Origin of the sequence: Limoniibacter endophyticus (assembly GCF_014652835.1) — a bacterium.
Taxonomy (GTDB): Bacteria; Pseudomonadota; Alphaproteobacteria; order Rhizobiales; family Rhizobiaceae; genus Limoniibacter; species Limoniibacter endophyticus.
In genome coordinates this window covers 172733-196282 of the sequence record NZ_BMZO01000010.1, presented here as the reverse complement: position 1 = coordinate 196282, position 23550 = coordinate 172733, and the positions used below count along the sequence as shown (strand labels likewise).

Here is a 23550-nt window from a genome sequence, read left to right as displayed (position 1 = left end):
AATGATCCTTTCCGACAAAGTTCTTCGCGTTCTCATCCTCGGCGGCACGACGGAGGCGCGACGAATGGCTGCGCAACTGGCCGAAAACACCACGCTCGACCTGACACTGTCTCTGGCGGGGCGCACGCGGGAGCCAGTCGCACAACCCGTACCGACCCGCGTCGGCGGTTTCGGCGGCGCGGCGGGCCTCGCAGCCTATCTTAGCAAGAACAGAATCGATCTTCTGGTCGATGCCACGCATCCTTATGCCGCGCAGATCTCGATGAATGCGGTGCAGGCCGCTGCTTTGGCGAACGTGCCTCTCCTGCGCCTGGAGCGCGATGCCTGGCGGGCCGTAGATGGAGATATCTGGCATTCGGCCGCGACAATCGTGCAGGCGCGTGATCTGCTGGGCGACAAGCCGCGTCGCGCGTTTCTGGCGCTTGGTCGCCAGGAGCTTTTGCCCTTCGAAGCCGCGCCGCAGCACGCTTACGTCGTGCGCAGCGTCGATCCGGTTGAGCCGCCTCTTGATCTGCCACGGATCGATTATATCACCGCGCGGGGTCCCTTTAATGAAGAAGATGAGCTTGCATTGCTGCAAACGCACCGCGTGGATGTAATCGTCTGCAAAAACAGCGGCGGCGCGGCGAGTTACGGCAAGATAGCGGCCGCGCGGCATTTGCGCCTGCCCGTCATCATGGTTGCCCGCCCGCTCCCGGCATTGCAGGGTAAAACCACGAGGGTTCGAACGGTTACGGATGCAGTTGCGCACGTTCATCAATGCGTCTCTGATTTCAGGAAACGCGGCGTGTAGACCAAGGACGGTTTTGTGCCGCGCTCGACGATACGTGTCTCTGCGGTGCCGACTATGACACAGGTTGCCATATCGGCCATTTCGGGGCGAGCATCCGCAAGGCTCTTGACGAGCATGATTTCATCAGGTCGCCCGGCGGCGCGACCGAACACGACGGGCACATCTGCGCTCAGATGCTCACGCAGTATGTCGAAGGCCCTCCCGAGCTGCCAGGGCCGAGCCTTGGAAACAGGATTGTAAAACGCCATCACTAGGCCCGCTTGTGCGGCGAGGGCCAGCCGCTTTTCGATGATTCCCCATGGCTTGAGATTGTCAGAGAGCGAAATCGCGCAGAAATCATGGCCAAGCGGTGCGCCGACCCGGGCTGCGACGGCCAGCATGGCAGTAATTCCGGGCAGGACCGACATTTCGACCGTCTTCCATTCCGGTTTGCCTCTATCGATCGCCTCGATTACCGCCGCCGCCATTGCAAACACGCCCGGATCACCGCCAGAGACCATGCAGACATTGCGGCCTTGCAGCGCCAGATCGAGGGCTGCGGCCGCACGCGCCAATTCTTCGCGATTGTCGGACGCATGCGCGGTCTGGTCGGTACGCAGGTTCAGCCGTTCGACATAGGGAAAATAGCCGAAGAAATCAGAGGATGCGTCAATTGCAGCCCGCGCTTCCGGTGTCATCTGGTCTGGATTGCCAGGGCCCAGCCCTACGATGATCAGTCGACCGCTCATGAGGGCATCTCCAGCGGTCGCGCGGGCCAGCCGGGCACGAGGATTGTCGAGAAATAGGGTGCAGGTCGGCCATTACGACTGTCCAGCTTCTCTACCACCGCATTTTCCATCGTCGCCCGTTCCACATAGACAGCCGTATCGAGCTTGCCGCAGGCCGCTAGTGCTTCTTCGATCTTCGACAGGTTACGCCCAACCTTCATAATGACGGCGCCATCCGCCTCCGCGATCTCCTTCGTCAGTCGATCGAGCGGCAGGGTTCCGGGAAGAACACGCAGGATTTCGTCGCCTTGCACGAGGGGAAGACCGGCCATCGACCAGCTACCCGACATGGCGGTGACGCCGGGAATGACGAGCGCCGGATAGCGATGCGCAAGCCGGACATGGAGATGCATATAGGAACCATAAAGCAACGGGTCGCCTTCAGAAAGCACGGCGACAGAGCGCCCCTGGTCGAGATGCTCCATGACAGCGCGCGCTGATCGCTCGTAAAAAGCATCGATCGCTGCCCGATAATCATCATGTTTGGCGTCGATCTCGGTGGTAACCGGATAGGGCAAGGCAAGTTCGATCATATCCTCGCCTATATGCGTATCCACGATGGCGCGCGCGTTTCCGCGCCGTCCTTCCTTGCAGAAATAAGCCAGCACATCCGCTTCCCGCAGAACGCGAACAGCCTTCAGCGTCAGGAGTTCGGGATCGCCAGGACCCGTGCCGACACCGTAAAGAGTGCCTTTCTTGCTCATATGCCGCTCCGCGCAATTGCATTAATTGCAGCCGCGGTCATCGCGGACCCCCCAAGTCGCCCGCGCACGATGGCAAACGGGATGCCCAGGTCAGACTGTTCGAGCGCTGCCTTGGATTCCGCTGCGCCGACGAACCCGACTGGCATGCCAAGAATAGCTGCCGGACGCGGGGCCCCGGTTGCCAGCAGTTCGAGCAGGCGAAAAAGAGCGGTCGGCGCATTGCCGATTGCAATCACCGAGCCGGACATGCGTTCACCCCAAAGATCGATTGCCGCCGCAGAACGTGTATTGCCGATATGCGCGGCGATCTCGGCCGTTTTCGGATGGCGCAGCGTGCAGATCACCTCGTTTTTGGCAGGTAGCCGCGCAACAGTGACCCCCCGTGCCACCATTTCGGCATCGCAGAAGATCGGTGCGCCTGCTTGCAGCGCTGTGCGCGCTGTCTCCGCAAAGCCGGTCGAGAAAACGAAGGAGCTTGCCGCCTCGATCAATCCGCACGCATGGATCATACGTACCGCAATATCGGCTTCTGCCTCCGAAAAGCGCGAGAGGTCGGCCTCCGCCCGGATCGTCGCGAAGGACTGCTCGTAAATTTCGGTCCCGTTCTTGATATACCCATACGCCATTTCAATTCCGTTCGAATGCTGCGGCCAAACCTGCCCGGCCAATTCGCGTTATCGTCATTCTTGTCGTTTCGCTGGCTTGTCGCCGATCAGCCACGAAACGCTGTAACTTCGCCATCTCGCGGCGCGCGTCGGCTTGACTGAAGGTGGCCAGCATTTCACCGTCAAGTGAAAGCGATAGCTCCTCAGGACTACCCATAAGAAGAAAATCCCTCGTTTCGCGGCAGCCACATCGCTTTTCACAACCCGAAAGATGCAACTTCACCGACCCGTCCAAAAACGGAGTTGCTTCTGCGGCCATCGTTTCCGCAAGGTCCTTTGTGATATAGTGCGCAGAAGCACAAGCAGGCGCACCCGCGCATGCAGCGATGGCCAGGCGAGGATCGCAGCTATCGATGACGAAACCGAATTCGCGTGCTTGTTCAAGTAGAGAAGTGCAGTGCTGCCGAGAGCCCGTAAAGTAGACTGCTTTCCCGCCTCCGAAACGCAGATCGCCTTGATGATGAGCCGCAGTGCGGCACAATTGTGCAAAAAGCCGAGCATCCTGCACCGTAGGCGAAAGACGCAGTCCCAATGCGGATCCTTCGCCGTCCACACCCCACGAAAAAAGCCCCACAGACGCATTTTCCCCCTTCAGGAGCTGAGGTCCTTTGAGCAGGCCGGGAGACGTTGGAATAACAAGATCGCGGCCGCGGGTAGCGGGGCCATGTGCGGCGATTTGACGGCAAAGGCCAATCACGCGCGATCCGACTTCGTTGAATTCAACGAAATCAACAATATGCGCGCTTTCTTCAGTGCCGCCGAGCGCAATGCGCCAGCGTTTGTCGATGGAAAGGTCGACACGGATATCAGCGGACAAATCAGCTGATGCACCGATAGAGCCATCATTGACCGCGATGACGAGTTTCGGCGCGAGGTTCAGTTGTTCTTCTGCAAGTGCACGCCTGATCTCCTTTGCCAATTGTCGCGCAATCATGCTCGCGAACGGGCCTGTTTCCACGTCGACGCCGATGCTGATGGGCAGTTTAAGAGAGATGGCATCATCAGCGAATTTCGCGACCGATGCATCGCCAAAGCCACGAAATTGCAGGCTGCCGCGATTGGTCACCTCCATGATGCCATTGCCGTGCTGACCTGCCAGTTCACATAGGGCCGCAAAGTCGGTGGGATCGCAAGGTTCGGTCATGTGCATGCGCACCAGCAATCCATCGCCCGTTTGCATGGGCGCATGAAGGCTCGGGCAAGCATTACGGCGAAAATCGTCAATCATCGACGCAGGGCCTCCCGTCCGGGGCGTGCCGCAACAGATCTAGCTGAACCGCAACGCTGTTACGCAGCGGATGCCAGAGACCGCGACGCAAGGCATCCTCGAAGCGACGCGCCATGTGAGCTGCCGCCTTTGGATTTTGGTCGATCAGGAATGTGCGCACAGCCTTGTCGTCTATGTAGGCGTCAAAAAGCGCGCCGATCAACGCCTCATCCACCTGTCCTGTCGTTTCCGCGAACGAAATAAGACGGTCCACGGTTTCGGCGAATTCCGCGGCACCACGCGGTCCATGGCGCATCTGCCCCGAAATGAAACGGGGATTGGTTGCTCGCGCCCTGACGACCAGGTTGATGGTTTCCTTCAACAAGCGTGCACGCGGCCGGTCCGGATTGGTCGTATCGAGTATTATGAGGTCGGCTCTTGACCCGAGTTTCTCCATCGCTGCGGCAAAACCACCGATGAATGCAGCATCAGAGGATCCCTCCAGAATATCCCGCCCCGGGTCATCGCCGGTGTGGATGAGGATCTGAGCCGATGCAATTTGTTCGGCGAACTGATCGCTCTCTCCGACGCTTTCTCCCTCCGCACCTCCGAAGGCATGGTTGGTCGCTGCAAGATAGGCTTCAGCGATCTCTGTGCGGTCGGTCCAGGTGCCGGAGGCAAGAGCATCCTCGATGCCGGCGCCGTAAAGCCCGGGTTTTGATCCGAAAATACGCGGCGGCATGCCGCCATTGCGTTGCGCCGCAAGGGCGAGCGGGTTGTCTCCCTCCGCTTCGTCGCGGGCGGCTACGGCACGCATCGCCGCGTCGATGAGGGCGATGGTTGCGCCGAACATGTCGCGGAACAAACCCGATATGCGGAAGGTCACATCGACACGCGGTCGCCCAAGGACCGCGCATGGCATGACTTCTATCCCCGTCACGCGCCCCGTCGCCGGGTCCCAGACCGGCTTTGCACCCATCAACCAGAGCCCTTGCGCGATCTCTTCGCCGCCGGTTCGCAACGAAGCACTGCCCCAGAGATCGAATACGAGGTTCTGTGGCCACTCACCGTGGTCCTGCAGATAGCGCCGGAGAACTTCATCTGCCGCCCGCTTGCCGAGGTCATACGCCGTCGGGGTAGGCATGGTGCGCGGGTCGGAGGCATAAAGATTGCGCCCCGTGGGCATGACGTCGCGGCGGCCGCGCGTCGGAGCACCGGCAGGACCCGGCGGAATGTGGCGCCCCTCAAGCGCCCCGATCAGCGCCTCCCGTTCCGTGTAGGCGCTCTTCTTTCGCAGCGTGTCAGTCTCGCCAGGTGCCGAGCGACCATAGACGTGTTGTCCGTCCTTTATGGCGAAGTCTTTCAAGTCGCATAGCCAGGCGTCGATCCGTGCCAATGCCGCATCCGGATCATCATCCTCGCCAACGCCGGCATTGCCTGCCAGGCCGGTGTCTTGCGCTGTCGCGACGATCTCGGCTGCAAGTCTGTCGCGCCGGCGCCGGTCGAGGCCGTCGGCCTGCGCATATTCATCGACCAGCCGCTCCAGTTTCTGTTCGGCCTCGTTCAGTCCCGCCCCTTCAAGGGGCGGCGGCAAATGGCCCAGCGTGACTGCCGAAATTCGCCGTTTCGCAACAGCGGCCTCACCGGGATTGGAAACGATGAACGGATAGATCACCGGCAAACGACCGATGACTGCTTCCGGAAAACAATCCTTGCTGAGAGCAACCGTCTTGCCGGGCAGCCATTCCAGCGTGCCATGCGCGCCGACATGGATGATGGCATGGGCATCAAGTTGATGCCGCAAATAAAACCCGAAAGCTAGAAGCGACGGATGCGGCGGCAGGAAGGGATCATGATAATCGCTGCGACGGTCCGCATTACGGCCGCGGTCGGGCGCAAGGGCGACGGTGATATTTCCGAAAGAGGCTGCACGAAAAGCGTGGTCCAGTTCATTCTCATCTTCCCAGGCATTTTTCACTGCGGCCTGCAATTCATGGGGCAGCCGGCAGAACTGAACCCTGTATTCGGATCGCGAAAGCCCCGGCTGCTCTATTTCCAGCAGATCAAGCAGATCGCGGGCGTTTTGCGGAATGCGTTCGATATGATATCCTTCGGCCTTCAGATCATTGAGTATTTCAAGCACGCTTTGCGGCACGTTCAGCCCGACGGCGTAGCCGGTATGTCCTGGCGCGCCTGGATAATCGGGTATCAGAATGACGATACGGCGTTCGGCGCGTGGCGTCTTTCGCAGGCGGATGGTTTTGGCGACCCTATCAACGACCGCAGCAATCCGGTCTTTCACCGGCGCATTGATCATAGGTTGGAAACCGAGGTTCGCATCGTCCGGCTGTGTACCCTTGAAGGATAGTGCTCCCGCCAGAACACGCCCGTCCAGTTCCGGGAGGACGACATGCATGGCAAGATCGGCAGGCGCCAGCCCACGCTGATTTTCAGCCCATGCCTCTTGCCGCGTAGTGGCGATGATCGCCTGAAAAACCGGCGCGCCAAGCCGGTCGAAGATGCTGCCATCATCGTCCAGACCGCTCGCGAACGCCGTCGTTGTGATAATCGCCGCAGGTGCGAGGCGGCTGAGTTCCGTTTCGACAAAAGAACGGGCATCGCGGTCGCGAAGGCTCGTCACGTAAAGCGCGACCGGTTCCAGGCCGTTTGTTTGCAAGGCGTCCAGCAACGCATCAATCGGTGCAATGTCGGAAGCGAGTAGCATCGAACGATAGAAAATGACCGCGACACGCGCGCTTGCATCCGATTTTTTGGAATCACCATTATCGCGTCTGTAAAATCCGGCTTTTCCAACTGGCAAAGCCGGCTCCGCGAAAAACTGCTCCCCGCGTGTATTTCGGGCGATAGTTCTCATCAGACGGCGCATATTCTGCGGCCCGCCCTCGCGAAAATAACTGAGAATGATTGCCTGTTGGTCGCTCGGCAGGGTCGAGCATGCGGCAAGGCGCGGATCGTTTTCGCGGCACTCGCCCGGCAATAGGATGAGGTGCAGACCACGGTCGCCGGCCAGTCGGGCAAGCTCCTCGCAGCCGTACCGCCACCAATCATACCCGCCCAGCACGCGTACGAGAATGAGTTTCGCATGTCGGGCGACCTTTTCGATCCATAGATCGACAGACATGGGATGACGCAGGTCCCGCAGGTTCGCCAGACGAAGAGTTGGAAAAGCCGGGTCATGTGATCGTTCCGACTGCCAAGCCCGCGCCATTCCCGCCAGATCACTATCGGTAAAGGACAGCGCGACGATATCGGCCGGCCGCTGGTTAAGGTCTACCGGTTCGATCAGTTCGTCGAGCGAGGCGCTGGTGGCAGCCAGAATATGCATGAATGCCTCAGGCGCCTTCAACCAGTTCGGCGCGGAGATGCCGCTCGATCATGATGCGATCCATGTCATGTTCGCCGATCACTACGAGGCGCCCGCCGCGTGCTTCGCCGACCGCCCAGGCACGATCGAAATAATGGTTGACCCGGGGGCCGACCGCCTGCACCAGAAGACGCATCGGCTTGCCCTGAATCTCGACGAAGCCCTTGACGCGCAGCACCCCGTCAAGCGCGGTCACAGCCTTGACGCGCGCAGTGACGTCGTCAGCGCTTGCCAGTGCGGGAATCTCGATCACGAAACTGTCGAAATCGTCGTGATCGTGATCATGTTCGCCGTCATGATGCGTCTTGCGGTTCTCGATGTCGTCCTCGACGCTGAGGCCCAGTCCAAGCAGCACGGCAACGTCCAGCTTGCCATGCTCCGCCTCGACGATCTTGACGGCGCGGGGTAGATGCGCCTCGACGATTGCCGTTGCGCGCTGGCGGGAAACCGCGTCGATCAGGTCGGCCTTGGAGAGGACGATGAGATCGGCGCACGCAATCTGATCCTCGAAGACTTCCTCGATTGGGTCGTCATGATCGAGTGTTTCATCCTGTGCGCGCTGGTCGGCCAAGGCTTCCATGTCATGCGCAACACGACCCTCTGCGAGGGCCGGTCCGTCCACGACTGCAATGACCCCGTCAACCGTAACGCGGCTCTTTACAGCCGGCCAGTTGAAAGCCTGGACGAGAGGCTTTGGCAGGGCAAGACCGGATGTTTCGATCAGAATATGATCGACACGCGGTTCGCGTGCGAGGATCTGATCGAGCGCGGGCACGAAGTCGTCCGCCACGGTGCAGCACAGACAGCCATTGGCAAGCTCGACGATGTTCTCCTCCGGGCAGTTGTCGAGGCCGCATCCACGCAAAATATCCCCATCGACGCCCACATCGCCGAACTCATTGACGATGATCGCAAGACGTTTATCGCCGGCGTTTTCCAGCACATGGCGCAGGAGGGTGGTCTTACCCGCTCCTAGAAAACCAGTGATTACCGTACAGGGAATGCGGTCAAACGAGGTGGTCATGAAAAATTCTCCAAATGATCTATGGGAGGAATGCGCGCGACAAGCCCACGCTTGAGACTGTCGGGACGACCTCGCCAGGGCAGAACGCCATTCGGCGAGGTGGCAAAAAGTTGCGCTGCTGCGATCAGGTCAGCTGCCTGTTCAACACGAAGATCGCCAAAGACATAGGACCAGCCGCCCTCGCGCATGAGAGCTGCCGATAGCCGTCTATTGCAATTACCCAGGCAGCTTACCGCTCGCACAGGCACGCCAGCGGCCTTACCTGCGGCTATCGTGGCGCGGGCAAGATCCTGACCGGGAAGGGGCTCTATACTGGAACCTTCGGCATTGCGGCAGCTCGTGCAGACAAATACCGTCACCGGATCTGTCTCGGGCACTTCCGTCGAAGGGACGTCTACGGTGATCTCTATCGTCAAGCTCCGCTCCCGATTACATTGCGATGTTGTTGCCCTATAAAGGCAACATCACCCAGGGTGCGGACATGCGACCGCAGCTTGCGGTCGCGCGCAATCCCGAGGCACCCCGCCCGGTTTGCAGGTATCTTCTTGAACGGCAGGTCTCCTGGCTTGCGGGTCATTGCCTTTCGAAAACGCCTTCCCGGATTGCTCCAGTGGCTCTTGTTTCGAAGGCTCGCCGCTCACAGTTGCGGGGGCAGCTGCGGCTTGTCGTTCTCCTACCGGAAAACACCGCATTCCCTTTTCACATCGCCTGCAGGCAGACGATGACCGTTCACATTTCAGTAGGCCGTTGCGACTGTCCATGTCAATCGCATCATGAGGCTAGAGCAGAAATACAATAGAAGATATAGCCACGATTGTTCCTTTTTTGTTCTCGATCGTCATCCCAAGGTGCAGGCTCTTTCCTTTTTGGGGGAGCACCGTATAGTCGCGCCTGTCGTGGGTTCTCGGCAGCGATCGGAAGGAATGAGGTTCGGTTTCATATCCGGATAAGCCGTAGCCGCCTTGCAACTGTAAGCGGCAAGCTTTGCCTCAACTTGCCACTGCGATCGAGCCGTCCGTGGGGATCGTCCCGGGAAAGGCCGGGCCGAAGCAGTGACTGACGAGCCGGGACGCCTGCCTGCGACGGAATATTGTTCTATCTCCCTCGGGTGGAGGGAAGAGAGGTCCGGGATCATGAGTAGTTTTGCACAAGAGCGGGGGCTCCTGGTTTGTCGGGGTATTCAGATCGTCAAGATCCCCGGGACGTCGGGGATTTTTGCGCGGTTCCGTCAGGTAGCCGCCTCGTGACCGGGACACTCGATTTCATCATCGGCGGCGCGCGTTCGGGTAAAAGTGCCTTTGCGGAAAAGCAGGTCCGCCACTCACCGGCGCCATGGGTTTATATTGCGACGGCACAGGCGTTTGACGAGGAAATGCAGGAGCGGATTGCTCATCATCGGGCAGGACGCGCGGAAAATGACTGGCGCACCGTGGATGCGCCGTTCGATCTCGTCACGGCGCTGGAAACCGTCACCGAAGGCTGCCCGCTTCTGGTGGATTGCCTGACGCTGTGGCTGACAAATCATATGCTGGCCGAAAGTGACCTTGAATTCGAAATCATGCGCCTGGCGGATTGTCTCGCCAATCCGCGTGGACCCTGGGTGGTCGTGTCGAACGAAGTTGGCTACGGCATCGTGCCGGAGAACCCGCTGGCGAGACGGTTTCGCGACGAGGCGGGTCGCCTGAACCAGCGTATTGCCGCGGTTGCGGATCGCGTTTTTTTGGTGGCGGCGGGATTGCCGCTGCAATTGAAATGAGAAAGTGAAGAAGTGAACGAAATCGACGAAACGAAAGCCGCCCGCCATCGTGACAAGATGGCCAGACGCAAGGCCGTACAAGATGCGGAGGTGGCGCAAAAGACGGTCGAGAAAGGTCTGCTCATCGTCAATACAGGACCGGGAAAGGGCAAGTCCACGGCTGCCTTCGGCCTTGCTCTGCGTATGCTCGGGCACGGGCGTCGTGTAGGCGTCGTGCAATTTATCAAGGGCGCATGGCATACGGGCGAGAAGGACGCTCTGGAAACTTTCGGTGACCGCGTGGTCTGGCGCACCATGGGCGAAGGCTTCACCTGGGAGACGCAGGACCTGGCACGCGATGTTGCGGCAGCGGAGCGCGCATGGAAAGAAGCGCTCGCATTAATGGCTGATGAGACCATAGGCCTGGTGATCCTGGATGAGCTGAACATCGCGCTGCGTTATGATTATCTGCCTATCGACGACGTGGCGCAGGCCTTGCTTGCGCGGCGGCCTGATCTTCACTGTGTTGTCACCGGGCGCAATGCCAAGCCGCAATTGCTGGAGGCTGCCGATCTCGTCACGGAGATGACGCTCGTCAAGCATCATTTCGCCGCCGGGGTGAAGGCACAGCAGGGCATCGAGTTTTAATGCCCGTAAAAAGCCTTATGTTCCAAGGGACTGGTTCAGATGTTGGGAAGTCGTTGTTGGTTGCGGGACTGGCGCGGGCGCTGACGCTGCGAGGAATGCGCGTCCTTCCTTTCAAGCCGCAGAACATGTCAAACAACGCGGCGGTCACTGCCGATGGTGGCGAGATCGGGAGGGCGCAGGCTCTTCAGGCGCGCGCAGCCGGGGTGCCGCTGTCAGTGCACATGAATCCCGTTCTGCTCAAGCCACAGAGCCAGACCGGCGCGCAGATCGTCGTGCAGGGCAAGGTCGAGGGGTCGGCAAAGGCTGCCGATTACCAGAAGATCAAGACGCAACTGATGCCGCGTGTGTTGGAAAGTTTCGAAATCCTGCGCCAGCAATGTGACATCGTTCTGGTCGAGGGTGCAGGTAGCGCGTCAGAGGTCAATCTGCGCGTGAACGACATTGCCAATATGGGCTTTGCGCGGGCAGCCGATGTACCGGTCATATTGATTGGCGATATTGATCGCGGGGGGGTGATTGCCAGTCTGGTTGGGACGCGGCACGTGGTTGATCCTGCTGATGCGGCCATGATCAAGGGTTTCATCGTCAACCGATTTCGTGGCGATCCGAGCCTGTTCGAAAGCGGGATGAGCATGATTGCCCATGAAACAGGATGGCGCAGCTTGGGCCTTGTTCCGCATTTTGCCGACGCGCACCGTCTGCCGGCAGAAGATGCGCTTGGGCTGCGGACCTTGGCTGGACAACGCAGAGCCGGACGGTTGAACATCGCAGTTCCGATTCTTCCCCATGTTTCGAACTTCGACGATCTTGATCCGTTGGCTGCCGAGCCGCAGGTCAATCTCCTGCTCTTGCACCCGCATGAAACTCTACCGATCAGTACTGACCTTGTCCTTCTCCCGGGATCGAAATCGACCATTGGGGATCTGGCTGCCTTGCGTGCCGGCGGTTTGCATTACGATATAATTTCGCATGCTCGGCGCGGCGGTGAAGTTCTTGGTCTTTGTGGCGGCTATCAGATGCTGGGAAGGACAATCTCCGACCCGGGCGGCGTCGAGGGCGCAGCAGGGATGACCGACGGGCTTGGTCTTCTCGAGGTAGATACCGTACTTTCCGGAGAGAAGCGGCTTGTTTCTGTCTCGGGCAAGAGTTTCGATGGCGGTTCCATCTGTGGGTATGAGATGCATATGGGGCATACCTCCGGACCGGATTGCGCCCGCCATTTTGCGCAACTCAATCATCCGTACGCGCATCGAGACGGTGCGCGCTCACCTAATGGGCGCGTGACAGGCACCTATCTGCACGGGCTTTTTTCAGATGATGCGCAGCGCAGCATATGGCTCACACGACTTGGTGGAGAAGCTACGCGCCTGAATTATGAAGAAGGGGTTGATGCCGTGCTGGACGGTCTTGCCGGCCATCTCGAAAAGCATCTCAATATTGAGGCGATGCTCGAGATCGCGGGTTAGGCTAGGCGTTGTCAACCCGTTTTGCGCGTTGGCGTCGGCAATTCCTTTTCGGCCTCGGCCTCCAATGCCTGCTCGCGTGCCTCCACAATTTCCGCCTCGCGCAACCACTCGCGCCAGATGGCGACAAGCAAGGCCATAAGCACCGGGCCGATGAACAGGCCGAGGAAGCCCATCGTCTTCACGCCACCCACCAGTCCGAAGAAGGTTGGCAGGAAAGGCAGCTTTATCGGCCCCCCGACGAGGCGCGGTCGCAAGGTCTTGTCGACGATGAAAAGCTCGACACTACCCCACATAAAGAGTGCGATACCGGCAAAGAGCGATCCGCTCGCCACCAGATAGATCGATACGAGCGTGAAGGAAAGCGGTGCGCCACCGGGAATAAGCGCCATTATTCCCGTCAGAACGCCGAGCGTTACGGGCGATGGCACGCCCGCCAACCAATAGCAGAAGCCGAGCAGTACGCCCTCACCGATGGCGATCAGGGTCATGCCGGTCACAGTCGAGCTGATTGTCGCAGGTACGACCCCCGAAAGACGTTCCCAGCGTGTTGGCAGGAGGCGCTCCCCCAGCTTGTCGAGCTGGGCTGTAAATGCTTCGCCATCGCGATAGACGAAGAACAGTGCGATCAGCATGAAAAGCAGTGTCAGGAACAGGTTGAATGCGCCGCCGCCTGCCGCGAGCAGGGCGCGCGAGATGTTGCCGATATTGGCGCCGCTGGCGAGCTGGATGAGTTCACCGATCGCGCCCGGGTGACCGACGTAGCGGACCCACTGTTCGTCAAGCCACGAGCCGATCCGCGGAATGTTCAGGAGCCACTCCGGAGTCGGGGCGCCGATCCGGTTTGTCTGATAGGCCCAGTCGAACCAGGTATGCAATTCCTTCGCAGCATAGGAAATGGCGATCGCAACCGGGATGATCAGGAACGAAAGTATCAGCAAAATTGCGACACTGGCTGCAATCGTCCTTGAGCCGCCGAGCCTCGCGCGCAGGCGTACGAAAAGCGGCCAGCTGGCGAAGGCGATTACCAGGGCAGCAAGAACCGGGACAACGAAGCCATGGAAGAAGTAGATACCGGCGATGAGAATCAGAACGAGCAGCCAGCGTGCGGCCGAGATCGGCTGGATGAGCGCCATTCGCGTCGGCGACGGCGGTCCCATCCACCTGGGCTCGCGACGGACAATTTTCGGATCTCTGGGGTCGGCTATCGGCATGGAACGCTCGTGATAAAGGGCCTTCGTCAATTTGTTTTGCACGTTTTATACGACGATAGCGAGGCACTGTTTTCGTTTGATGAATATAATGGGGGGTTCGGTGAGGAAAAGACTTCCGTCAGTAAATCCCTCGGGAAAACGTTTGTCCGTTATCGTCTTGTCTTTAAGCCGCTTTTCCTTTTAGCAGGGATTGTAAAACCTCGCGCCGAACGATAGCGAGGAGCATCTCTTCAAAAGGCATGCCAAGTCGATGCCCGATTTACCGAAAACGAAACTGAACAGGGTTCAACTCGCGCTGCGATTGGCCTTTGCTCTAATGCTTGGTCTCTGCGGCGGCGCGCTGTTCAATCATTTCAACATGCCGCTCGCATGGATGCTTGGGTCCATGAGCGCGTGCGGCCTGGCCGCGGTTTTTGGGCTTCCCGTCATCATGCCGCCTCGAATTCGCCCGCCGATGACAATGATTATCGGCACGATGCTTGGCACGTCATTTACGACAGATATACTCACGGGCGCTGCGAGCTGGTGGCTGCCGCTGTTGGGTCTCGTAGCGTTCCTGTTCGTCAGCGGGTCGCTTTGCAGCGTTTATTTCCGCCGCGTTGCCGGCTTTGACAAGCCTACCGCCTATTTCGCCGGCATGCCGGGGGGGCTGATGGAAATGGTAACCTTGGGTGGTGAGCGCGGTGGCGATGATCGTATGATTGCGCTTATTCACGGCTCACGCATCTTCCTGGTCGTGCTTTGCCTGCCGCTACTTATCGAATTCTCCACGGGTGAAGAAATATCCGCCATGCCGGGCGCATGGCGGCCCTGGTCAGTCCTCGAGGCTATCGATCTGTTCTGGTTATTCGTCGCTGGCGTCACCGGCGTTCTGCTTGGGCGCTGGTTGCGACTCCCGGCTTATGTGCTGATTGGCCCAATGTTGGTCAGCGCCGCGCTGCACTTGACGGGGTTGAGCGACTTTACGCTCCCATCCATGGCTGTCGCCGCCGCGCAGATCGCTATTGGCTGCATTGTCGGCTGTCGCTTCGCGGGCACCGCTCCAAAGCTCATGGCGCGCATAATGGCAATTTCCATCGGCGCGACCTTTCTGCTTTTGTCGATCACCTTCGTCTTTGCGGAAATCGTTTCGTGGCTGTCAGGGATTTCGCTTCAGGGTGTGCTGCTGGCTTATTCGCCAGGTGGATTGGCTGAAATGAGCCTGGCAGCACTTGCTCTTGGCGTCGAAGTGCCTTTCGTCGTGCTGCATCACGTAGTGCGCGTGTTTCTTGTCGTCTCGGGATCGGTTATTTTCTTCCGCGCCACCAGCGACCGATAGTCAATGCATGTCGAGCGTGGGCTTATATGTCTCCACATCGGTCGGCTCGACCGTCTGTCGCTCGATCATCCGATGGACGACCGGAGGACGATCACCGCGGTGCAACGCGCGAATTTTCAGGAAGACGTCGGCATCAGACTTCGTGCGTCGCTGGTTGTGACGCACATATTCGACCCATGTGGCCACGTGATAGCTCTCGGTCCACAGCGTCGGATTTTCAAGATCGCGCAGGAGTACCCATTGCTGTGCGCCGTCCCGAATGCGAATGCGCCGACGGATTGACATGGCGTTGAGAAATTCGACCGTATCCTCTTCGGCGATTTCGTACTCGATGAAGACGGCGATCGGGCCGGAGCGTGGTTTCAGGTCGAGTGCCAATAACGGTTCGTTGAACTGATTGAGCGGATCGAGATCAAGGCTTTTGAACTCCGGTAGGGCGTAGCGCAAACCGACCAGAGCGCCGACGAGCATGAGGGCAGAGGAAACCAGCAGCGCGTCGCCCGGCCCTATCTCGTCGGCGATGACGCCCCACATCCAGCTACCGCCGGCCAAGCCGCCAAACGTTGTGGTCTGGTAGAGCGACAAGGCGCGGCCCACGACCCAGCGCGGAGTTGACAATTGTACGGTGACGTTGAACAGCGACAAAGCCAGCACCCAGCAGGCTCCCGAAACAAGCAGTGCAAGGCAGGTCAAGAAAGTGTAGCCGGAAATGCCGGTCAGTGTCGAACTCGCGGCAAAGGCGATGAAGGCAAGGCGCACGATGCCCTCGCCAGAAAGATGTTGACGCAGCCGGCTGCTCAGCAGTGCGCCCCCGACGGCGCCAATGCCGAAAGAACCCAACATGAAGCCATAGGTGAGGGGGCCGCCCGCCACGAGATCACGCGCGACAAGCGGTAAAAGGGCGAGCGTGGCACTTGCCGTCAGGCCGAACACAAAACCGCGGAACAATACCTTGAGGATATTGGGCGACATGCTGACGTAGCGTATGCCAGCGCCGATGGCGCGCCCAAGGGTTTCGCGGGGAAGCGTATTGGCCCGGACGCCCGGTTTCCAGCGAAGAAGCGCGTAGATCAGTGCGAAATAGCTCAGCGAATTGGCCGCGAAAGCCGCAGCTGCACCGGCCGTCGCGACGATCACGCCGCCGATGGCCGGACCCACCGAGCGGGTCATGTTGAACCCCATCGAGTTTAGCGCGACGGCAGCCGGCAGGTCGTCGCGTGGAACCATATCCCCGACGGACGCTTGCCATGATGGGTTGTTGAGCGCAGTGCCGCAGCCGATCAGAAACGTGAAGCTGAGGAGCAGCCAAGGCGTCAGGAAACCGAGATAGGCGAATATCGTCAGTGTCACGGATATGACGAGCATAAAGCCTTGAGCGGTGAGCATAACGCGACGGCGATCGAAATTGTCGGCCAAGGCTCCCGAGATCAGCGAGAAGAGCATGATCGGCAGCGAAGTGGATGCCTGCACCAGCGCAACCATATTTACTGAATCGGAGATCGACGTCATCATCCAGGCAGCGCCGACGGCCTGAACCAATCCGCCAAAATTGGAAGCGAGGCTTGCAAGCCAGATCGTACGGAACACTTCATGCCTGAAGGGAGCCAGCGTTGGAGACGAGGATAGCTGCACGATGTGGAGTTCCGTTCGATATCGCGGCAAGTGATTTGCCTTAAAGTCAATAGAGCACGAATGCGCGATCCGGTAAAAGGTGCCAAATGATTTTATGGCAATCGTTCAGCGTGGAAAAAAATTTTGCCAAGAAATCTTTTCCTTTTGCAAGTTCAAGCGCTTGTCGTTTTCTTGCGCGGCAAGATCTCAGCAATTGTCCACACCCGGGTATGGCTGGCGGATAATCCCTCTCACGCGTCGAGGGGCTTTGGTTGCGCACCCGTGGCATCGAAGGCGCGAGGGCAAGCTGTGTGCCGGGATCTTCCGGTGGGCGGTGGCTGCGGGACGTGACAAATCTTCGCATCCGGCCTGCAAAAGCGCATGTGGAAGCATACGCAATTTATGAGATTACGGGCCACATGCGCTCTTCCCCTCATGAAATGCGGCAGTTTCCGGGGAAGCGAGAACCGGCTTCCCTGGAACTGACGATCTTCTTCCTTATCAACCGCGCGGCGAGAGCCGTGGCGGGATTTTGCGCTACCCGATAACAACCGCCAATGCGACAAGAAGCATTATCAGAAGCGTGGAAGCGTGGCGTGCCAGCCGCAAGGCGGCGCGGATATCGGCGGCATTTGCGTCGCGTCGTCCGCTGTCATTCATGAAAGCATCTTCGACTATCGTGCCCGCATAATGGCGAGGGCCGGCAAGGCTCAATCCAAGCGCGCCGGCCATGGTGCTTTCCGGCCAACCCGCATTGGGCGAGCGGTGACGGCCCGCGTCCCTCTTCATGGAAATATATGCGCCCCGCCAGTCCGCGCCGCGCATATAGGCTGCGGCGATGAACAGGAATGCGGTTATGCGCGATGCAGGGAGATTGACAAAATCATCAAGGCGCGCAGCAGCCCAACCGAAAGCCCGATACCGATCGTTCTTATGACCGATCATGCTATCGGCGGTGTTGATCGCCTTGTAGACCGCAGCCCCCGGCACCCCTAGCATAGCCAGCCAGAAAACGGGCGCTGTAATCCCATCCGAGAAGTTTTCTGCCAGGCTTTCAATGGCCGCGCGGGCGACCCCCGCCTCGTCCAGAACACTGGTATCACGGCCGACGATAAGCGAAACGGCTTCTTGTCCGGCCACAACTCCATTGGTTTCCAACGCATCAGCTACCGCTTCGACATGTCTGAACAGACTGTTTTGGGCGATCAGGCTGGAAGCGAGGAACACAAGGCTCAGAATGACCAGCGGCCATGGAAGAAGAAGATGCAGGAGAACTTCCGCCAGGAAGGTCGCCAGGAGCGTCGCAACCAGAAGAACCAACAGCGTGAACAGGCCAAGAAGCCGTCTTCGCGCAAATGTGTCGCTTTGCCGGTTGAGTTGTTTTTCCAACCAAGTGATAAGCGTACCCATCCACGTAACGGGGTGACCGATTTGCGCAAATAGCCATTGCGGATAGCCGGTATATCGTTCGATCAGCGTGGCGAAGAGGGCAAGAATGAACATGGACAGGCGTTTCGAAGCGACGAAGGATATAATTGCGCATGGCGGAAGTCTATCGCGGGCGCGGGCATTGTTTGGAAATGCGCCGCAGCCGTGGGTCGATCTTTCGACGGGCATCAACCCGCATAGCTATCCCTATTCGCCGCTCGCCTCCAGCCATTTCTCACGCTTGCCGGAGCAAGACGAAGCACGCCACCTGTTGACGCTGGCGGCGCCGATCTACGGCGCGCCTTCGCCCTTTCACATAGTTGCAGCACCGGGCACGCAGATCCTTCTACCATTGCTCTGTGGGCGGGTGAAACCTGGCAAGGCAGCGATACTCTCGCCAACCTATGCCGAACATGCACGCGCAGCACGTCTTGCCGGTCACGAAGTTTCGGAAGTACGGGCTTTCGAACAGCTTTATGACGCCGACCTCGCTATCGTCGTCAATCCGAACAACCCGGATGGAAAGGTGACCGCTCGGACCAGCCTGCTCGACCTCGCCCACCATCTGCGTCGCAAGGGCGGGCTGCTGATTGTCGATGAGGCATTCATGGATATAGGTCCGCGCGAGGAGAGCCTGTCTTTCGACGTTCGCAAGGGTGCGATCATTGTTTTGCGCTCCTTCGGCAAGTTTTTCGGCCTCGCGGGGGTTCGGCTGGGTTTTGCGCTCGCTTCGCAGGAAATTGCAGCCGATATTACGGCTTCGCTCGGACCGTGGGCGATATCGGGTCCTGCCCAGACAATCGCGCTGGAAGCCTTTGCCGACGGCGAATGGCAGACCAAGATGCGCGAACAACTGGCACTCGAAGCCCTGCGCATGGATGCGCTGCTTGAGCAGCATGGCCTGGAAATTCTCGGGGGCACAAATCTTTTCCGGCTCGTCCAGGCGCCGGATGCTGTCAGCCTTTTCCGTCGCCTGGGACGCAACGGCGTGATCGTTCGCAATTTTGCCGATCGTCCGCACGTCTTGCGCTTTGGCCTCCCCGGTAATGAGACGGCATGGGAACGTCTGGCATCGGCACTCGCTGGATGATGCCGCTTGGCCTGACAATCCGCGTCTGCCCGCTCGCGAAGCTGCCGCAGTGTATCGACAGAAATCCACCCTCGCGACTTTTGTCTCTTCTAACGCAGGGGACTGAGATGGTTCGCCCTGAGAAAATCGCGGCGGAGGATCATTTGCTCTTGCAGATGCACGATATTCATCGACCTCTGCATGGAATGAGCGCTCCGGCGCAGGACCAAGTGGCGCGAATGTTGCAGTTCGCACGCGACTGGGCATCAGAGAGTAAAGGCGACCTACTCGTTCACTGCTATGCGGGTGTAAGCCGCTCCCCCGCCAGCGCCTATGCCATTGCCTGCGCGCTTCGGGCGGATATTGACGAGAGGGAACTGGCGCAGCAGTTGCGCGATGCCTCGTCAGTCGCGACGCCAAATCCCCTTATCGTCGCACTTGCGGACGATCTGCTTGGCAGGGAAGGCCGCATGGTCGCCGCAATCAAGGCCATCGGTCGCGGCGCGGAAACATTCGAAGGAACGGTTTTTACGCTGTCTCTGTAATTGGCGTTCGCAGGCGGTTCCCAGTATTAGTTCCCCGCAAAGATCATCTTGATAATGGCGAACAAGGCAATCAGGAAAAGCCCCCAGCTAAACGCCCAGCTCAGAAGCATGAGCGGAATGCGGCGATGCACGTCAGTGACATAATCTTCGAGAATGGCGCGCATTCCAAGTTCCATGTGCAACGCCGAGAGGAAAAGGAACGCCACGAGGGGCACGCTGATCCAGACGCTGCCCATCGCCTCGATAACAAAGACGCGCTCTCGCCCTGCGAGGTATAGAATGATGGCAAGGATCGCGAAGGTAAGCAGCAAGAGCAGCATCCCCGACAATTGCTTGACGAGATAGCCGATCGTTCCGCCCCTGTTTGAACCAAGGCCCCGGACACGGCCGAGTGGCGTTTTCATTCCTCCGGTCTTTCCGTATTCGGCTTTTCGCCGACATCCGTCACATGCGGACGGCCGGGATCTTCATTGTTCTCGCCCGCAGCATCGCGATCGCGATTCGGGTTGTCTTTTGCAGGTTTGTAGCCGGAGGGGCGGTTTTCAGGCGGTCCCTCCCACCGCGGGGCTTGATCTGTCATGCCCGCGCTTCTGTCTTTTTCCGAAGACATGGTTTCCTCCGTCAGATCTTGGCGTCCTCATTCATGTCCCGCAGGGATGCGAACTGGATGGTCACGTCGCGGAGATTATCCTCAAGCCATTGGGCCATGGCCTGTTCTTCGCGCAGATTTGCTTCCAACGAGGCCGTCGCGTTGGTAAAGCCACCGAGTTCGGCGATGGTGACCAGCGAATTATAGGCGGCGATTTCATAATTCTCGAAGGCAAAATTGGCGAAGGAATTCTTCAGTATCTCGTCGCCCGCCATCGAGTGTCCCATAGCGGCCATCGCCCCTGTCATCGACAAAGCCCAGTCTTTCAGCGTGGAATGGTCCTCGTCGAAGTCTCCGAGTATAGTCTCCAGACGGCGAATCTGATCTTCCGTCTCGCCAATATGTGCCTCCAGACGGCGTGCCACCTGCGGATAATTCTCGATGCGCGAGACCTGCGGCTTCATTATGGACAGCGCCTGGTTTTCCATGGCGTGGGCGTTCTTCAGTCCAGTGATGAAGATGGATCGCGTTTCGGTCGGAATGGTCATGGATGCGTCCTTTCGCAATGAAGAGGCTGACCCAACAAAGGGAATGGGTGAAAGTTCCGCATGATGGTCATGGATTTTACCGGGAGCACGAACATTCGGTGGTTCGAATCTACGATGCGAGGAGAATGTCATGCCGATCGATCCTAAAGCCTGTACGCGATCAGATCATGGTTATCACCGCTGCTAGCAGCGGTGTCGGCTGCAAGCACGCGCGGGAAACTCCGCCCTGCTGGCGCATGAGAGAGAGGAGGATCCTGGCAAAAATGCGAAATCTCACGCGTGATGCGCGTCCATCAACTTTACCAGCGGCTGGGAACCATTGAGATCATCCAATCGAGAAAGCGCTTTGTCGCGAGATCCTGAGCTTTGCTCTCGGGCACGACGAGGTAGTAATGATTGTCGGTCTCGATAGAATGGTCCAGAACGATCTGCAGAGCGCTTTCGCGTAACTCCGTCTCGATCAAATATTTCGGCAGAAGGGCGAAACCCAGCCCGGCTACTGCCGCTTCGATAAGCATGTTGAACTGGTCGAACGTATTGCCGCTGAAGGCGTTGGAAGCATCGCATTGGTAGGTCTGCATCCACTCGCTCCACAATTTGGGACGGGTCATCAGATGCAGCAGCGGCGCATTTTCGAGATTCGATGTAGCGGTGACTGGGCGAGAGGAAAGTAAGTCGGGGCTTGCCACCGGAACCACTATCTCGCTGCAGAGATAGGTGCACACGGCCCGCGGCCAGTATGGCTGGCCGTAGTGAATAGCAAGGTCGAATTCGTCTGCCACGAGATCGAATGGCTCGGAACGCGAACTCAATTTCACGCCACATTCTGGATTGAGACGAAAGAAATCGGGCAGGCGCGGAATGAGCCACCGACTGCCAAAGGTCGGTAGTGTGGCGATCGATAGTGTCCTGCGGCCGTCGGAGGAGGTCTTTGCCCGCAAGACCAGTTCTTCGGTCTGATTCAGGAGGCGGATCGCATCCGGCAGCAGGGCCCGTCCCGCTGTCGAAAGGACGACTTTCTTGCGGACACGCTCGAAAAGAGCCACGCCAAGCTGTTCCTCGAGTGCACGGATTTGTCTGCTGACGGCGCTTTGCGTCAGATTCAGTTCTGCGGCGGCCATGGTAAAGCTGCTATGGTGGGCCGCACTCACAAATGCCTGAAGGATCCATATGTCGGGAATGAGATTTCGTCCGATATGCATTCCGTCCTCGCATCAACATAGTCGCATTCAGCGCATGAAATTTGCTGCAGGATGCGCTATCCATGCATAACACGTATGAATGCATGTTTCATGAGGCGCCGTTCATGGCAACTGAAAGTTTCACGTCTTCCGATGACATCCGCGCTGCATTTTCCGCTGCCATGTCGGCGATGTACCGGGAGGAAGTCCCCGCCTATGGAACCTTGATGGCGCTGGTCGCGCAGGTCAATGAAGAGACGCTGGCCGGCCAGCCGGCGCTTCGGGAGCGTCTTGTAGCAACTGACACGCTGGACCGCATCTGCGAAGAACGACATGGCGCGATCCGCCTCGGCACGCCGGAAGAACTTGCGATGATGCGCCGCGTCTTCGCCATTATGGGCATGTTCCCGGTCGGTTATTACGACTTGTCCACCGCTGGCGTTCCCGTTCATTCGACGGCGTTCAGGCCGGTGGGCAAAGAGAGCTTGAGCCGCAATCCGTTTCGCGTCTTCACCTCGTTGCTTCGTCTTGACCTGATCAATGATGAGGCGCTGCGCAATGAAGCTGCCGCTATCCTCGCTGGACGCAAGATTTTTACCGATCGCGCAGTCGCTCTGGTGGAAAAGGCCGAGCAGGACGGTGGACTTGACGCAGACGGTGCTGCGCAGTTCGTCAAGGAAGTACTCGAAACGTTCCGTTGGCATAATCAGGCGATCGTCAGTGCTGACATGTATAAGCGGCTTCACGATGCCCACCGTCTGATCGCCGACGTGGTTTCATTCAAGGGACCCCATATCAACCATCTCACTCCGCGGACGCTGGACATTGATAAGGTTCAGGATCGCATGCCGGAAGAAGGCATCGCGCCCAAAGCCGTCGTGGAAGGACCGCCCACTCGCAAATGCCCGATTCTTCTGCGCCAGACATCGTTCAAGGCGCTCCAGGAATCGGTGTCCTTTAGGAACGACACAAATGGCTGGGATGTCGGGTCGCACACGGCGCGTTTTGGCGAGATCGAGCAGCGCGGCGTTGCATTGACGCCAAAGGGACGGGCGCTTTACGATCAGTTGCTGAACGAGACAAGAGCCCGCGTTCGCCCTGCTGCGGATGGTTCGAACGCTGTCGCATATGAGGCCGCTTTGGCAGATATATTCAAGAAGTTTCCGGACGATTGGGGTTCCATTCGCAGGGCAGGACTAGGCTATTTCACCTATACGCTGACCGAAAAGGGAAGAGCCTATACAGGAGGGGAGATCGAGCTCGAAGCAGCGATAGGGCAAGGGCTGGTTCAGTTTGACCCAATCGTCTACGAGGATTTTCTTCCGGTGAGCGCGGCAGGCATCTTCCAGTCCAATCTGGGCGATGATGCTGCGCAGGAATTCGTGGCTAGCCCCAATCAGATCGTTTTCGAGCGCGATCTGGGCGTCTCTGTCCTGGATGAATTCGCGCATTATTCAGCAATCGAGCGGGCTTCTCTGGAAGCCTGTTCCGGGGTGATCGATACGGCAGTCGTCGCAGAGTAACAAAAGCGAGACAAAAGCGGGTTCTATGGAGATATTTGCACCCTAAGCGCATTGGCCTACTCGCAGCCGCCACCGAATATCATTTGTGTCGTGCCCTTTGGGGGCGGCGACATTTTAACGATCGCGGACGCGT

At 58.7% G+C, this 23550-nt stretch carries 22 protein-coding genes and 2 riboswitches; of the genes, 8 read left to right on the top strand and 14 right to left on the bottom strand.

Annotated elements, in window-relative coordinates:
- The first annotated feature begins 1 nt into the window (after position 1).
- Complete coding sequence (locus IE151_RS15225; protein ID WP_189492032.1) at positions 2-793, top strand: cobalt-precorrin-6A reductase; 792 nt, start codon at positions 2-4, stop codon at positions 791-793.
- Here IE151_RS15225 and IE151_RS15220 read toward each other — a convergent pair.
- Genes IE151_RS15220 through IE151_RS15190 form a run of 7 tightly spaced genes read right to left on the bottom strand, consistent with a single transcriptional unit; the run spans position 757 to position 8961 of the window.
- Entirely contained in the window at positions 757-1521 is a 765-nt protein-coding gene (locus tag IE151_RS15220; protein WP_189492030.1) for a precorrin-3B C(17)-methyltransferase, read from the bottom strand. The two genes, IE151_RS15225 and IE151_RS15220, sit on opposite strands and share 37 nt — an antisense overlap.
- Positions 1518-2264 carry a precorrin-2 C(20)-methyltransferase gene (locus tag IE151_RS15215; protein ID WP_189492028.1) on the bottom strand — a complete coding sequence of 249 codons (747 nt, stop codon included), beginning with the start codon at positions 2262-2264 and terminating at the stop codon, positions 1518-1520. The genes IE151_RS15220 and IE151_RS15215 overlap by 4 nt, the downstream gene beginning before the upstream one ends.
- Positions 2261-2890: a precorrin-8X methylmutase gene (locus tag IE151_RS15210; RefSeq protein ID WP_189492025.1), complete on the bottom strand. Its 630-nt coding sequence runs from the start codon at positions 2888-2890 to the stop codon at positions 2261-2263. The genes IE151_RS15215 and IE151_RS15210 overlap by 4 nt, the downstream gene beginning before the upstream one ends.
- Position 2891: 1 nt before the next feature.
- Positions 2892-4157 (bottom strand): hypothetical protein, encoded by a 1266-nt coding sequence (locus IE151_RS15205; protein ID WP_189492023.1) that lies wholly within the window; start codon positions 4155-4157, stop codon positions 2892-2894.
- On the bottom strand, positions 4150-7482 hold the full coding sequence (cobN, locus tag IE151_RS15200; protein ID WP_189492020.1) for a cobaltochelatase subunit CobN: 3333 nt from the start codon (positions 7480-7482) through the stop codon (positions 4150-4152). The genes IE151_RS15205 and cobN overlap by 8 nt, the downstream gene beginning before the upstream one ends.
- Positions 7483-7489: 7 nt before the next feature.
- Positions 7490-8545 (bottom strand): cobalamin biosynthesis protein CobW, encoded by a 1056-nt coding sequence (cobW, locus tag IE151_RS15195; protein WP_189492015.1) that lies wholly within the window; start codon positions 8543-8545, stop codon positions 7490-7492.
- The gene (locus IE151_RS15190; protein ID WP_189492013.1) at positions 8542-8961 is read right to left on the bottom strand and encodes a DUF1636 family protein; all 420 of its coding nucleotides are present in this window, start codon (positions 8959-8961) and stop codon (positions 8542-8544) included. Before IE151_RS15190 ends, cobW begins: the two co-directional genes overlap by 4 nt.
- Positions 8962-9079: 118 nt before the next feature.
- A riboswitch (cobalamin riboswitch) is annotated at positions 9080-9290 on the bottom strand.
- Positions 9291-9426: 136 nt separating this feature from the next.
- Positions 9427-9640, top strand: a riboswitch (cobalamin riboswitch).
- Between the two features lie 148 nt (positions 9641-9788).
- On the opposite strand from IE151_RS15190, the gene cobU reads away from it, so the two are divergent.
- The 3 genes from cobU to IE151_RS15175 are packed head-to-tail and all read left to right on the top strand — an operon-like array spanning position 9789 to position 12394.
- Positions 9789-10301, top strand: a complete 513-nt coding sequence (gene cobU / locus IE151_RS15185) for a bifunctional adenosylcobinamide kinase/adenosylcobinamide-phosphate guanylyltransferase (protein ID WP_189492010.1) — start codon at positions 9789-9791, stop codon at positions 10299-10301.
- A gap of 12 nt (positions 10302-10313) precedes the next feature.
- Positions 10314-10928, top strand: coding sequence for a cob(I)yrinic acid a,c-diamide adenosyltransferase (cobO, locus tag IE151_RS15180; RefSeq protein WP_189492007.1), 615 nt, complete (start codon positions 10314-10316; stop codon positions 10926-10928).
- Entirely contained in the window at positions 10928-12394 is a 1467-nt protein-coding gene (locus IE151_RS15175) for a cobyric acid synthase (RefSeq protein WP_189492005.1), read from the top strand. Before cobO ends, IE151_RS15175 begins: the two co-directional genes overlap by 1 nt.
- A gap of 11 nt (positions 12395-12405) precedes the next feature.
- On the opposite strand, the gene IE151_RS15170 is transcribed toward IE151_RS15175, so the two are convergent.
- Positions 12406-13551 carry an AI-2E family transporter gene (locus tag IE151_RS15170; RefSeq protein WP_244636817.1) on the bottom strand — a complete coding sequence of 382 codons (1146 nt, stop codon included), beginning with the start codon at positions 13549-13551 and terminating at the stop codon, positions 12406-12408.
- Positions 13552-13921: 370 nt separating this feature from the next.
- On the opposite strand from IE151_RS15170, the gene IE151_RS15165 reads away from it, so the two are divergent.
- A complete protein-coding gene (locus tag IE151_RS15165; protein ID WP_189491999.1) occupies positions 13922-14923 on the top strand; it encodes an AbrB family transcriptional regulator in 1002 nt (333 codons plus the stop codon).
- Here IE151_RS15165 and IE151_RS15160 read toward each other — a convergent pair whose 3' ends face one another.
- Positions 14924-16585, bottom strand: coding sequence for an MFS transporter (locus IE151_RS15160; RefSeq protein WP_244636815.1), 1662 nt, complete (start codon positions 16583-16585; stop codon positions 14924-14926).
- A gap of 486 nt (positions 16586-17071) precedes the next feature.
- Positions 17072-18037: an adenosylcobinamide-phosphate synthase CbiB gene (gene cbiB, locus IE151_RS15155; protein ID WP_189491996.1), complete on the bottom strand. Its 966-nt coding sequence runs from the start codon at positions 18035-18037 to the stop codon at positions 17072-17074.
- On the opposite strand from cbiB, the gene cobD reads away from it, so the two are divergent.
- On the top strand, positions 18030-19052 hold the full coding sequence (cobD, locus tag IE151_RS15150; protein WP_244636814.1) for a threonine-phosphate decarboxylase CobD: 1023 nt from the start codon (positions 18030-18032) through the stop codon (positions 19050-19052). The genes cbiB and cobD overlap by 8 nt on opposite strands.
- Entirely contained in the window at positions 19019-19576 is a 558-nt protein-coding gene (locus tag IE151_RS15145) for a tyrosine phosphatase family protein (protein WP_244636812.1), read from the top strand. Before cobD ends, IE151_RS15145 begins: the two co-directional genes overlap by 34 nt.
- A 26-nt stretch (positions 19577-19602) precedes the next feature.
- On the opposite strand, the gene sdhD is transcribed toward IE151_RS15145, so the two are convergent.
- From sdhD to IE151_RS15125, 4 genes are all read right to left on the bottom strand, one after another.
- Positions 19603-19980 (bottom strand): succinate dehydrogenase, hydrophobic membrane anchor protein, encoded by a 378-nt coding sequence (gene sdhD / locus IE151_RS15140; RefSeq protein ID WP_189491993.1) that lies wholly within the window; start codon positions 19978-19980, stop codon positions 19603-19605.
- Positions 19977-20156 carry a hypothetical protein gene (locus IE151_RS15135; protein ID WP_382345014.1) on the bottom strand — a complete coding sequence of 60 codons (180 nt, stop codon included), beginning with the start codon at positions 20154-20156 and terminating at the stop codon, positions 19977-19979. Before IE151_RS15135 ends, sdhD begins: the two co-directional genes overlap by 4 nt.
- Before the next feature lie 41 nt (positions 20157-20197).
- Positions 20198-20713: a ferritin-like domain-containing protein gene (locus IE151_RS15130; protein WP_189491987.1), complete on the bottom strand. Its 516-nt coding sequence runs from the start codon at positions 20711-20713 to the stop codon at positions 20198-20200.
- A gap of 299 nt (positions 20714-21012) precedes the next feature.
- Entirely contained in the window at positions 21013-21915 is a 903-nt protein-coding gene (locus tag IE151_RS15125) for a LysR family transcriptional regulator (protein ID WP_189491984.1), read from the bottom strand.
- Positions 21916-22019: 104 nt separating this feature from the next.
- Here IE151_RS15125 and hglS point away from each other — a divergent pair, with 104 nt between their 5' ends.
- Positions 22020-23417 (top strand): 2-oxoadipate dioxygenase/decarboxylase HglS, encoded by a 1398-nt coding sequence (gene hglS / locus IE151_RS15120; RefSeq protein ID WP_189491981.1) that lies wholly within the window; start codon positions 22020-22022, stop codon positions 23415-23417.
- The last annotated feature ends 133 nt before the right edge of the window (positions 23418-23550 follow it).